The 12479-nt window shown below is 40.7% G+C and carries 9 protein-coding genes; 6 read left to right on the top strand and 3 right to left on the bottom strand.

Annotated elements, in window-relative coordinates:
- Positions 1–260 precede the first annotated feature (260 nt).
- The 4 genes from hemA (at position 261) to fabD (ending at position 7153) form a co-directional block, all read left to right on the top strand.
- Positions 261–1529 (top strand): glutamyl-tRNA reductase, encoded by a 1269-nt coding sequence (gene hemA / locus I5349_RS00595; RefSeq protein ID WP_226388777.1) that lies wholly within the window; start codon positions 261–263, stop codon positions 1527–1529.
- Between the two features lie 95 nt (positions 1530–1624).
- Complete coding sequence (locus I5349_RS00590) at positions 1625–3829, top strand: WG repeat-containing protein (RefSeq protein WP_226388776.1); 2205 nt, start codon at positions 1625–1627, stop codon at positions 3827–3829.
- A 136-nt stretch (positions 3830–3965) separates the two neighbouring features.
- Positions 3966–6194: a TonB-dependent receptor gene (locus tag I5349_RS00585; protein WP_226388775.1), complete on the top strand. Its 2229-nt coding sequence runs from the start codon at positions 3966–3968 to the stop codon at positions 6192–6194.
- 83 nt (positions 6195–6277) lie between these two features.
- Entirely contained in the window at positions 6278–7153 is an 876-nt protein-coding gene (gene fabD, locus I5349_RS00580; protein ID WP_226388774.1) for an ACP S-malonyltransferase, read from the top strand.
- Between the two features lie 36 nt (positions 7154–7189).
- Here the strand turns inward: fabD and folK are convergent, their stop codons facing one another.
- Positions 7190–7684 (bottom strand): 2-amino-4-hydroxy-6-hydroxymethyldihydropteridine diphosphokinase, encoded by a 495-nt coding sequence (gene folK, locus I5349_RS00575; RefSeq protein ID WP_226388773.1) that lies wholly within the window; start codon positions 7682–7684, stop codon positions 7190–7192.
- Between the two features lie 82 nt (positions 7685–7766).
- Here folK and sppA point away from each other — a divergent pair, with 82 nt between their 5' ends.
- Positions 7767–9524, top strand: coding sequence for a signal peptide peptidase SppA (sppA, locus tag I5349_RS00570; protein ID WP_226388772.1), 1758 nt, complete (start codon positions 7767–7769; stop codon positions 9522–9524).
- Positions 9525–9594: 70 nt separating this feature from the next.
- Here sppA and I5349_RS00565 read toward each other — a convergent pair whose 3' ends face one another.
- Positions 9595–10536: a succinylglutamate desuccinylase/aspartoacylase family protein gene (locus I5349_RS00565; RefSeq protein WP_226388771.1), complete on the bottom strand. Its 942-nt coding sequence runs from the start codon at positions 10534–10536 to the stop codon at positions 9595–9597.
- Positions 10537–10624: 88 nt separating this feature from the next.
- On the opposite strand from I5349_RS00565, the gene murB reads away from it, so the two are divergent.
- Positions 10625–11641 (top strand): UDP-N-acetylmuramate dehydrogenase, encoded by a 1017-nt coding sequence (gene murB, locus I5349_RS00560; protein WP_226388770.1) that lies wholly within the window; start codon positions 10625–10627, stop codon positions 11639–11641.
- Here the strand turns inward: murB and pyrF are convergent.
- Complete coding sequence (gene pyrF / locus I5349_RS00555) at positions 11635–12453, bottom strand: orotidine-5'-phosphate decarboxylase (RefSeq protein ID WP_226388769.1); 819 nt, start codon at positions 12451–12453, stop codon at positions 11635–11637. The two genes, murB and pyrF, sit on opposite strands and share 7 nt — an antisense overlap.
- Positions 12454–12479: the final 26 nt, after the last annotated feature.

Below are 12479 nucleotides of genomic sequence, written 5' to 3'. Positions count from 1 at the left end.
AGTGACATTACCCAATCGAAAATCCTCGCAATTTATAAGTAAAAAAAGACTAACCCACCTATCTACTGCGTATATTTTTTCTGATTTTAAGAGATGTTTTAAATCATTTTTAAAATTTCATTGTTAAAAATTATGTATTAGTAATGCTGTGTATCAAACGATATTCTATTTAGACAGATTATAAATTAAGCAGAGTCACTAAAGTCATTTTTCTCTAAGTGATTATGTGTTAATTTTGCAGCAGTAGAGGGAAAAGATCTATGTCAAATAATTTCAAAGCACTTAGTTTATCATACAAAAATGCCCCTGTTGAAATCAGAGAGCTACTTTCGCTCGATGAAGCTTCTATGCAGGCCTTGTTGATCAAGCTGAAAGAGTTTTTCAATGTCTCTGAGGCAATGATCTTATCAACTTGCAACAGATCTGAGATATACTATTCCCACAACCTTGACCTGAGTGATGAGCTGATTAAATTGCTCATCTCTGAAAAAGGCATCACAGGTGCTGATCAATATAAAGCTTACTTCGAGATACTCACTAAAGAGCAAGAGGCTATCCTTCATCTATACAGGGTAGCGATGGGACTTGAAGCTCAAGTAATCGGAGACATGCAGATTAGCAATCAAGTCAAGAGAGCCTATCAAATGTCAGCTGATTTACAGTTGGCGGGTCCTTTTTTACACAGGCTATTGCACACGATCTTTTTTACTAACAAGCGCGTAGTGCAAGAAACTAGCTTCAGAGATGGGGCAGCTTCTGTGTCTTATGCTGCTGTAGAATTGATTGAGGTCTTGACTAAAGAAATCAAAAATCCAAGAGTACTCATTATAGGTGTAGGTGAGATCGGAACTGATGTTTGTCGTAATATGGTCAACATCCCTCAAGCTTCTGTGAAAATCACCAATAGAACGCAAGCTACAGCAGAAGCACTAGCGCAAGAATGTGGCTATGAGGTAGTGCCTTTTGAAAACATACTTGACGCTATCCAAGAGGCCGATGTGATTGTCAGCTCAATTATGAAAAACGAGCCATTCATCACGAAAGAGATCGTTGCTAACCTAGAGATATTAAGCTTCAAGTTTTTCATAGATCTATCCGTACCGAGGAGTATTGAAACAGCCATAGAGGAAGTACCAGGCGCACTGCTTTATAATGTAGACAATATTCAAAGCAAAGCTTCAGAAGCACTCGAAAGAAGGATAGCTGCCATACCGGCAGTGGAGCAAATCGTGAGAGAGTCTATCGAAGAATTTAATGATTGGAAAAAAGAGATGATGGTCTCTCCTACTATCAATAAATTCAAGAATGCACTTGAGCAAATCCGTCAGGAAGAACTCGCTAGGTATCTCAAAAATGCTACTGATAAAGAAGCAAAGATCATTGATAAGGTCACTAAAAGCATGATGCAAAAAATCATCAAAATGCCAGTGATCCAACTCAAAGCTGCCTGTAAAAGAGGTGATGCAGAAAATCTCATCGACTTACTCAGCGATCTATTTGATTTAGAAAATCAGAAAGAAAATCATTAAAAAGCCGTCATTTAACGGCTTTTTTTGTGCGTCTCGCATAAATCTCCATTAAAGACGTTTAAATTTGAGCAGAAAAGAGAATTAAGGGCTTCTTCATGATCATCACAAAAATAGTGGCCACCCTCGGCCTTGTATTATTATTCCCCATCCTTAGCGCTAGTAGTCAGACAGACCTGTACATCCTGTATATGGAGAACGACAAAGTTGGCTTGAAAAACAACCAGTCTGAAATCCTCATACCTGCTCAATATCAGCAAATCGGATGGTCTAGCATGGCTACAGCGGCTGTCACCGGCACGATTGGCTACAAGGAAAATAACTTATGGGGCTTGATGGACATGTCTGGGAACAAGCTCACTAGAGCTATTTTTAAGCATATCGAACCCTTCACTAAAGGACATTTATTGGTAGATGAAAATGGTAAAAGAGGCTTGATACAAACTTCGGGGAAATCTAGTACCTCAAGAAAATATAGCTCATTGAGTCCTGCAGGAGATCATATTATCTATAGTTTGTCGGGACTAGTTGCTGATCGCTATGGACTGATGAATTACACGGAAAAATCATTGATTGCTCCCGATTTCAGCAAAATCGAGTATCTGCCAAACACTGGACTGAGAGCAAAAACAGCAGAAGATAAGTGGCAAGCCTTCGATAGTCAGGGAAGACTTTTGAGTAAAGAGTACTATGATGAGATCCAAGCATTTGATCAATACCTTTTACTCCAAAAAGGCAATTTCTTTGGCATGATAGACCTGAGGGGAAAGGTGCTCTTCGAACCTCAATATAAATATTTCATCAAATCTGAGAAGGGCAAACCAGAAGCACTTAGCTATGCTAAGTGGAAAAACCATCTAAATGCAGGCTATGCTAGCGTAATAGCCGCAGACTCTATCAAACCACTGCGCCATGATAAGCTTATAGCTTATTACAATAGCACTTTGGAGATACTAGATGACCAATATAGGGTGCTTCGCTCTTGGGATAATGTACAACTATTAGAAAGAAAGAATGATTACTTAATCCTCAAAAAGGGTGAAAAACTAGCAATTTACAGTTTGATTTCTGACACCATTACTGAGTTTGGCTATGATGATTATAAGGCCTTTGATCAAATAGTAGTGGTTCTTCAAGGGCAAAAGTGGGAAATCATCGAGGCTAGTACCTTGAGAAATATCCATTCTTTTGGGTTTCAATCTGTGGATGATCATTTCTCTGGAGACTTGTTGGCTGTTCGTTATCAAAACAGAACTGGTTTCATTTCTACATCAGGAGAGATATCGGTACCTTTTCTTTATGATCAAGCGGAAGCCTATTATCATGGCTATGCCATAGCGATCAAAGATGGTATCTCAGGCATCATAGATAGTCAAGGAAACTGGACTGTAAATGCACGGTATGATTCTATCAAATGGCTCAAACCAAGCTATGCCTTAGGGAAAAAAGGGACTAAAGGAGAGCTCGTCTTAGCGGCAAATGATAGTGTCATTTTTAGCTCAAATGACTTCATCTACGCTATCAATGGGCACTTTGCCTATCGCAAAAATAAACAATATGGCCTGATCGATGGACTTGGAAAAGAAGTGCTCAAACCTATCTATGACAGCATTATCGTTCATTCTGAAGAAGCTGGCCTATTTGTAGTTCATCAAGGCAAGAAAAAGGGCTTGGTCAATAAAGAAGGTAAATTTAAAATTCCTCTTTCTGAGAGATTTGAACGCATCATACCTTCCGATTTTGAGTTTTTGGCAGTGAAAATCAATGGTCAGTACGGTTTTGTCGATTTTGATGGAAATCTTCGCATAGCCAATCGCTACGATAGTGTCAAAAACTACCAAAATGGCTTAGCTGCCATCATGCTGAGAGGCAAATGGGGGTTTATCGACCGATCAGAAAACATCATCATTCAGCCCTACTATGAAGAAGTTAGTCAGTTTGAAAATGGCTTAGCGAGCATTCGCAAAAATGGTAAATGGGGAGTACTCAACTTGAAGGGTGAAGAAATAGTAGCTCCTGTTTATGATCGTGTAGAGCGACTCAGTTCTGGTAATTTCCTAAGCTATCAAAATGGTCAAGTTGGCTACATTGAGAAAAATGGCAATGTACTCAGCTCTACGAAGTTTGATGACATCCAAGAACTTAGTGATGAGTACTTACTCATCAAACGCGGAGATGCCTACGGTGTCATGGATAAACAGGGTATCTATGTGGTATCCTTGATCTATGACTATGTCATGTATGATGCTTCTACTGGCCAGTTGTGGACTGCCGAAAAAGGAGAATGGAATAGTATTAAATAAAAATATAACTACTCCTCTTATCCACTTAATGGATTACAAAAAAACCGCTCATACTAAAATAAAGAGGTTTCTGACTTTATTTACTTTTTTAATTATGTAAGAGAACTACTTTTGCGCATCTCAAATTGATGGAACCATGATGCGATTATTACTCACGAGCTTTTTAGCAAGTCTTTTTTCAATCTCTACCCTACTAGCTCATACAGTTACAGGTAAGATAGTAGATCAAAATAATGCTCCTCTCAAAGATGTCTTTCTATTCGTCAAAGGCAAAAATGTCAATACGATCAGTAACGACTATGGTGTATTCAGACTAGATCCAGTAGCGATAGGTGATACCATCATCGTATCTCATTTAGGATTTGCCTATCAAGAAGTAGTCTTTGAAAACCCAAATCAGCCTCTACAAATCCAACTAACAGGCACAGCTATAGAACTTAGCCAAATAGTCGTAACACCAAACTCGGAAGCTATCAGTCGAGTAGTAAGAGCCGATCTCAAGCTAAATCCTGTCAACTCTTCACAGGAAATTCTCAGGAGAGTGCCTGGACTATTTGTTGCTCAGCATGCTGGAGGTGGTAAAGCAGAGCAGTTTTTCTTAAGAGGCTTTGACATAGACCATGGGACTGATATCCAACTGACTGTAGATGGACTCCCTGTCAATATGGTCTCGCATGCGCATGGTCAAGGCTATGCAGATCTGCACTTTGTCATTCCTGAGACCATCGATAAAATCAATTTTGCTAAAGGACCCTACTATGCAGATAAAGGCAACTTCACCACTGCTGGCTTTGCAGATCTACAGACTTTCAATAAACTACCACAAAGTAAAGTAATCTTAGAAGCTGGTAGATTTAACACACTCCGCGCAGTAGGTCTTTTTGACTTACTTGGAAGCACCGAGAATCACAGTGCCTATATCGCTGCAGAATACTTCGTCAATGATGGACCTTTTGACTCTCCACAAAATCTATTTAGAAATAATATTTTCGCTAAATACTCTGGTCAACTAAGCCCAAATGATTTCCTCACCTTCCAAGCTTCACATCTTGATAGCAAGTGGGATGCCTCTGGTCAAGTTCCCTTCAGGGCGATAGAAAGCGGAGATATCACACGATTTGGTGCGATAGATGATACGGAGGGTGGCGCTACCTCTAGACAAAATATTTCTTTGAAACATTTACGCTATTTGGAAAATGGCGCGAGTCTAGAAAACCAAGTGTTTTACAGCAAATACGATTTCTTACTTTTTTCCAACTTCACCTTTTTCCTCAATGATCCAATCAATGGGGATCAAGTCAAACAACAAGAGTCTAGAAAGATATTTGGCTGGAATTCTACCTATCAGCAAACACTTCATATTGGTAAGCAGCATATTCATCAACGTGTAGGTTTTGGCTTGAGAAATGATGTCATCGAAGACTTAGAATTGAGCAGAACCGTGAGAAGGTTCACCACTATCAGTACTCCTGTGCTGGCAGACATCAACGAGACCAATTTGTATGCGTTTACCGATTTTGAAGTAGAGATGGGTGATTTCCAAGTCACTGCTGGCCTGAGAGCTGACAACTTTTACTATGAAGTAGTGAACAAGCTAGACCCTAACTACAACAAGCAAACGGTCAGTCAGACTATCGTACTTCCTAAGTTTAACATTCTGTATACGCCAAGTCAAAATCTTCAGTTATTTTTCAAATCAGGAAAAGGATTTCACTCCAATAGTGCCAATGTAGCTGTCGCTAGAAATGGTAGACAAGTACTTCCAGCTGCATGGGGAGCAGACCTAGGTACCATTTGGAAGCCTGCCAACAACTTGATCATCACGCCAGCACTTTGGTATTTGTACCTTGATCAAGAGTTTGTCTTCGTAGGAGATGAAGGCGTAGTAGAGCCAAGTGGACGCTCTAGAAGAACTGGTGTAGATTTGAGCATTCGTTACCAAATCAATAAATGGCTTTTTGCTGATGCAGATCTCAACTATGCCAATCCGAGATCAATAGATGAAGCTAGAGGAGAGGATTACATCCCCCTAGCTCCTGATTTCACCAGTACGGGTGGTTTATCCTTTCAGTTTCCGAGCGGTATATCTGGTAGTCTTCGCTACAGACACATCGCAGATAGAGCTGCCAATGAGGACAGAAGTACGATCGCTAGAGGATATTTCATTACAGATTTAGCTTTGTCATATACCAAGAAGAACTTCGAAGTAGGTTTCAATATCGAAAACTTATTTGATCAGGAATGGGAAGAAACACAGTTTGACACAGAGTCTCAGCTCCAAGGGGAGGCAAGTTCTGTGTCGGAAATTCATTTTACGCCAGGCACGCCATTCTTCTTTAAGACGAGGATAGCTTTTACTTTCTGATCTAAAATGTGGGCTATTGAGCCTTGAGATTTTCTATTTAAAAAGAAGGGCGTAATTTTGTCCCCTCAACAATTGAAAAAACTATGACAGCATATGTGTTTCCGGGACAAGGTTCCCAGTTTCCTGGTATGGGAAAAGAGCTTTATGAATCATCAAGCGAAGCTAAAGCCCTCTTTGAAAAAGCAAATGAGATCCTTGGCTTTCGTATCACAGATATCATGTTTGAGGGTTCGGAAGAAGATCTGAAACAAACAAAAGTCACGCAACCTGCTATCTTCCTGCACTCTGTGATTTTGGCTAAGGTGAGTGAAAATTTCAAACCTGATATGGTCGCTGGGCATTCTTTAGGTGAGTTTTCTGCCTTGGTTGCTAATGGTGTATTGGCATTTGAAGACGCGCTCAGACTCGTGTATCAGCGTGCCCTCGCAATGCAAAAAGCCTGTGAGATCAATCCATCTACTATGGCTGCCATACTCGGTCTTGAAGATGAAAAAGTGGAAGAAATCTGCGCTAGCATCAGCGATGAGATCGTGGTAGCTGCTAACTACAACTGCCCAGGCCAACTCGTAATCTCTGGCTCAAACAAAGGTATAGAAATCGCTTGCGAAGCCATGAAAGCGGCAGGTGCTAAGAGAGCTTTGCCACTTCCTGTAGGGGGTGCTTTCCATTCACCACTCATGGAGCCAGCTAGAGAGGAACTCGCAAAAGCAATCAGTGAGACGGCATTTCACCAGCCGACATGTCCTGTTTATCAAAATGTAAGCACTACTGCGGAGACAGACATAGAGCGCATCAAAGCTAACCTGATCTCTCAGCTAACTGCTCCAGTGAAATGGACTCAATCCGTACAAAACATGGTAGCAGATGGTGGCACTCACTTCATAGAATGTGGCCCTGGAAAAGTCCTTCAAGGATTGATCAAAAAAATCCATAAAGACGCGGAAGTAGCCAGTATATAAAGCATCGAAAATCCTCTCTTAACCGTGAGGATTTTTTTATGCTTCAGATTTATCTAGTCGCTTGGCCGATAATTTGTCTGGACAAGCATCGAGCAAGTCTTTCATGCTCACTTTTAGCACTGAGTGGATCATGTCAGGGACTAACTCTACCAAAGGCATCAGTGTAAATCTCCTCTCTTGAATAAATGGATGAGGTACTTTAAGGTCAGGTAGATCTAACACTTGTTCTCCATAAAAAAGGATATCAATATCAATCAATCGAGCGCCCCATTTCTCGAAGCGAACCCTTCCCATTTCTAGCTCGATCGCTTGAAGTTGAGCCAGTAGCTCAAGGGGTTCAAGCTCAGTTTTTAATATCAAAACTTGGTTTAAAAAGTCCGCTTGATCTGTTTTTCCCCAAGCAGCAGTCTCATAAAAGTCCGATGATCGATCGATCTTCCCTACTTTTTTTGAAATCAACTGACTGGCAATGACTAGATTCTGCTTAGTTTCTCCTAAATTTGAACCAAGCAGTAGTATGATTGACTGCATGTGGGTTATTTTTTCCACAATCTTATTTAAACATTTGATGAATAACAAAGCTTTTAAGCTTTAGCAAACTAAAATTCCAATTATGAAATTCTTAGGAAACGTATTAGCCGTCATAGTCGGCTTGATCATTTTCAACATGATCGCATTTTTTCTCTTTTTCGGTATCATAGGTATCATGGCTAGTAGCAAGGAAGAGGTAAAAGTCAAAGCCAATTCAGTCTTGCATCTAGACCTGAACAAGATCATCGTAGATCGACCTGTTGAAGACATGGACTTTCCATCTCCATTTCCAGGCTTGATTGTCAGTGGACAGATTAGTGTTCTCGATGTCAAAAAGGCTATCAAAAGAGCCGCAGAAAATGACAATATCAAAGGCATCTACTTAGAAACAGGATTTCTAAGTGGTCTACCAGCCATACATAAAGAAATCAGAGATGAGCTCCTTGCTTTCAAAGCATCTGGTAAGTTCATCACAACCTATGCAGAGATCTACAACGAAAACGGCTACTATGTAGCTTCTGTTGCTGACGATATCTTGCTCAACCCAAAGGGAGGAATGGAATTCGATGGCTTTACTTATGAAGCAGTATTCTTCAAAGGCACTTTAGATAAGCTTGAAGTGAAGCCTGAAATCTTCAGAGTTGGTGATTTCAAAAGTGCAGTAGAGCCTTACTTACTTACAGAAATGAGTGAGGCAAGTGCCGCACAAACCAAGTCTTATCTAAGTAGTCTTTACAATCAATTTTTGCAAGATGTTTCAGAAAGCCGTGATATCCCTGTAGCAACACTTCAGAGTATGGCTGATAATTTGAGCATCACCAATGCACAGTCAGCTTTGGACAACAAGCTAGTGACCCAATTAGCCTACGCTGATCAGAAAAATGATTTGCTTAGAGAAAAACTTGGACTTGGTGAATCAGACAAAATTGAACTAATTAGCATGAGTAAATTCCTCACTGCTACTGATAAATTTAAAAGCAGCAATGACCAAATAGCACTCATCGTAGCAGAAGGAGAAATCGTCTCAGGAAATGTATCTGATGGTACTATTGGCTCAGAAGCATATGCTAAAATGATCCGTGAAGCAGCCAATGATGATAAGATTAAAGCAATCGTCTTGAGAATCAACTCTCCAGGTGGAAGTGCACTAGCCTCTGATGTGATGTGGAGAGAACTCCAACTAGCTAAGGAGAAAAAGCCTGTGATCGCCTCTATGTCTGATGTAGCAGCCTCTGGAGGATACTATATCGCTGTGGCAGCTGATACTATTGTAGCTCAACCAAATACTATCACGGGTTCTATAGGCATCTTCGGCATGTTTTTCAATGCTCAAGACTTCTTAAAGAACAAACTTGGTGTCACTACTGACCATGTCAACACCGCCCAGCATTCAGATATGTTTAGTATGACGAGAGAGCTGACGAAAGTAGAGCGTGACTATATCCAATCGTCTATCAATGAAGGGTATGAAAATTTCACCCAACTGTGTGCAGATGGTAGAGGCATGTCATTAGAAGAACTAAAAAGCATTGCTTCAGGTCGTGTGTGGAGTGGAACAGAAGCTAAAGAAAGAGGTCTAGTTGACATCTTAGGTGGATTAGATGATGCCTTAGCGATCGCTGCCGAAAAAGCCAACATAGGGGATGATTATGGCTTGAGGGTGTTCCCAGCCAAACAAACATTTGTAGAGAAAATTCTAGAAAGCTTTGGGGGCAATATAGAAGCTCGCTACATGCAACATAAATTAGGCGATCTCTATCCTATCGTACAGCAAGCAGAAAAAATCAAGCAAATGGAGGGCATCCAAGCTAGAATGCCTTACCAGTTTAGCATTAAATAATCAATCAGTAAATATCAAAGAAGGCTGTTTCTTGAGTGGAACAGCCTTTTTTTATTAGAGAATAATTTGACTATTCTACTTTCCCGATATGAATGAGTGCATCACCAGCATTGACTACTGGTAGATTATTTAAGCAAATGACAAAGCCATCATAAGGACTTTTTACAGGAACCTTAACCCTACCATATGGGTCAGTGATTTTAGCAAGCATCTGGCCTTTTTTGACCTTCTCACCATACTGCACTGTAGGGTTAAAAATACCCGAAACCTTTGCACGTTCCCATGTGCTAGCTGCCATGACGATGGATTCTCTAGGCTCATGCACTTGATCTTTCATCTGAAGGTGGTGCATAAGACGCTGAGTGCCTTCTATGGCTTCTTTGACTACCAACTCATCTAGGCGCATCGACTCTCCTCCTTCATAGACTAGTATCGGTTTACCCTTTTTGTAAGCTTCCTTTCTGAAGCTTTTGTCAATCAATCCTGAATTGATGATGAAAGGTGCACCAAAGGCCTTAGCCAATGCTACGCTCTTCTCATCTTTAAAGTCTGCTCGTACTTGAGGATAGTTAGAAAGCATGCGTCCGCCTGTATGAAAGTCTATCCCCATATCGATATTAGGCAATATTTCATTGGTCAGTATGTGTGCAATCTGAGAAGCTAATGAGCCCTTTTTACTCCCAGGAAAGCTCCTATTGAGATCTCTTCCATCAGGAAAAGTCCGAGAGGTACTGAGAAAACCATAGACATTGATAAGTGGAATCGCCACAACAGTTCCTCGCTTGGGTTTGAGCATATTGTCAGTGATCATACGCTTGACAGCATCTATGCCATTGATCTCATCTCCATGCAAGCCTCCACTGACTAGTAGCACTGGGCCATCTACCTTTGAGCGGTAAATAAACACTGGTAAATCAATTAAAGTATGTGTAGGTAGTCTAGCGATATTGATATCAAGCTGTATATTTTGACCCGGACGGATTTTAACTCCGTTGATGATTATATCTCTCATGTCTTAAAAATACTCCCTTTGAGAGGGTTTTGGATATTTTTTGGGATAAATTTATCGATTAGCCTATTTTTGTGTAAAACAGCCTTTCATGCAGATTTTAGAGAATATCTCCCTCCAAGCTTACAATACCTTTGGGATAGATCAAAAAGCCAAATACTTTGTGGTGATAAAAACCCTAGAGGAGGCGCAGAAATTGGTCAAAGAACCGATTTTTTTGAATCATAAAAGACTCATCCTTGGAGGAGGATCAAATATTCTTTTGACTGAAGACTTTGATGGATTGGTCATCAAAAATGAGATTCTGGGAATTCAGAAAACTAAGGAGACTACAGATCATACCTACCTACAAGTAGGTGCTGGAGTTTCTTGGCATGAATTTGTGTTAGAAACTATACAACTTGGCTTAGGAGGCGCAGAAAATATGTCGCTAATACCAGGCACTGTAGGCGCTGCACCTATGCAAAATATTGGAGCTTATGGCGCAGAGCTCAAGGACATATTCCATGAACTTGAAGCTGTGGAGATCGCTACAGGATCTGTTCACCATTTTGATAAAGATACTTGTGAGTTTGGCTATAGAGAAAGCATTTTCAAACATCAAGTGAAAGACCAATACCTCATCACAGGAGTGACTTTTAAGCTTTCTAAAAAGCCTCAATTCAATACGAGCTATGGTGCTATATCTGATACACTTCAAATGATGCAAGTAGCAGAACTCAGCCTCAAAGCTATCAGTGATGCAGTCATCCATATCCGTCAATCGAAGCTTCCAGATCCAAAAAAAATCGGTAATGCGGGAAGTTTTTTTAAAAACCCTAGCATTCCAGCTAGTCAATTTGAACAGTTAAAATCTACTCATCCAAACATCCCTGGCTATATACAAGAAGACGGCACAGTCAAGGTTCCTGCCGCTTGGCTCATAGAGCAAACTGGCTGGAAAGGCAAAACAATGGGTGCAGTAGGTGTACACGTCAATCAGCCACTCGTACTAGTCAACTATGGCGGAGGAAAAGGCCGTGAGATTTTAGCTTTGAGCAGAGAAATTCAATCCTCTGTCAAAGAGCAGTTTGGTGTAACGCTTAACCCTGAAGTAAATATTTATTGAGGGAGGTATTGCTCTAAGTACTCCTTCATCTCATCCTGAAGCATGATGGCTTCAGCACGTGCCATCTGGGCAAAATCTTTTCCTGATGAAGCATAAATGATACTTCTGGTAGCATTGACTAAAAGACCGCACTGTGCATTCATCCCAAATCTAGAGACTTCCTCTAAGCTGCCGCCCTGCGCTCCTACACCTGGTACTAGTAGAAAATGATCTGGAACGATCTTTCGAATCCCCTCTAAGGCTTGTGCTTGTGTAGCTCCTACTACATACATCATCTGGTCAGTACTCGCCCATTCTTGGCTTTTCTTTAAGACCTTTTCATAAAGCTTTTCTCCAGATCTGAGTTCAAGCTGCTGAAAATCTCCACTACCTGAGTTAGAGGTCAACCCTAATAAGATGACCCATTTGTCTTGACGCAAAAATGGCTCGACAGAGTCTGCCCCCATATAAGGAGCTACAGTGATCGAGTCAAAATCCATCTGCTCCAAAAATGCTTTTGCATATAAATTGGCTGTATTGCCAATATCTCCGCGCTTAGCATCTGCTATGGTGAAAATCTCCTTTGGGATATACTCGATTGTCTTGCGAAGCGACTCCCACCCTTTTGCTCCCAAAGCTTCATAAAAAGCAATGTTTGGCTTATACGCCACGGCTATATCAGCAGTAGCATCTATGATCTGCTTATTGAACTCAAAAATCGGGTCTTTCCTTCTCAATAAATGCTCTGGGATCTTGGTGATATCAGTATCTAATCCTACGCAGAGAAAAGATGATTTTCTTTGTATTTGGTCAAAAAGCTGTGCTCTGGTCATGATATATTTCTATGGTTGGGCAAAAA

The organism is Penaeicola halotolerans (assembly GCF_016464625.1).
In the GTDB taxonomy this organism is placed as follows: Bacteria; Bacteroidota; Bacteroidia; order Cytophagales; family Cyclobacteriaceae; genus Penaeicola; species Penaeicola halotolerans.
Note: the sequence above shows the minus strand (reverse complement) of the source record. Positions and strands in the feature narration are given on the sequence as shown.

Coding starts and splice junctions, on each gene's coding strand:
- hemA (WP_226388777.1), top strand. CDS start 261: ATGTCAAATAATTTCAAAGCACTTAGTTTATCATACAAAAATGCCCCT.
- I5349_RS00590 (WP_226388776.1), top strand. CDS start 1,625: ATGATCATCACAAAAATAGTGGCCACCCTCGGCCTTGTATTATTATTC.
- I5349_RS00585 (WP_226388775.1), top strand. CDS start 3,966: ATGATGCGATTATTACTCACGAGCTTTTTAGCAAGTCTTTTTTCAATC.
- fabD (WP_226388774.1), top strand. CDS start 6,278: ATGACAGCATATGTGTTTCCGGGACAAGGTTCCCAGTTTCCTGGTATG.
- folK (WP_226388773.1), bottom strand. CDS start 7,684: ATGCAGTCAATCATACTACTGCTTGGTTCAAATTTAGGAGAAACTAAG.
- sppA (WP_226388772.1), top strand. CDS start 7,767: ATGAAATTCTTAGGAAACGTATTAGCCGTCATAGTCGGCTTGATCATT.
- I5349_RS00565 (WP_226388771.1), bottom strand. CDS start 10,536: ATGAGAGATATAATCATCAACGGAGTTAAAATCCGTCCGGGTCAAAAT.
- murB (WP_226388770.1), top strand. CDS start 10,625: ATGCAGATTTTAGAGAATATCTCCCTCCAAGCTTACAATACCTTTGGG.
- pyrF (WP_226388769.1), bottom strand. CDS start 12,453: ATGACCAGAGCACAGCTTTTTGACCAAATACAAAGAAAATCATCTTTT.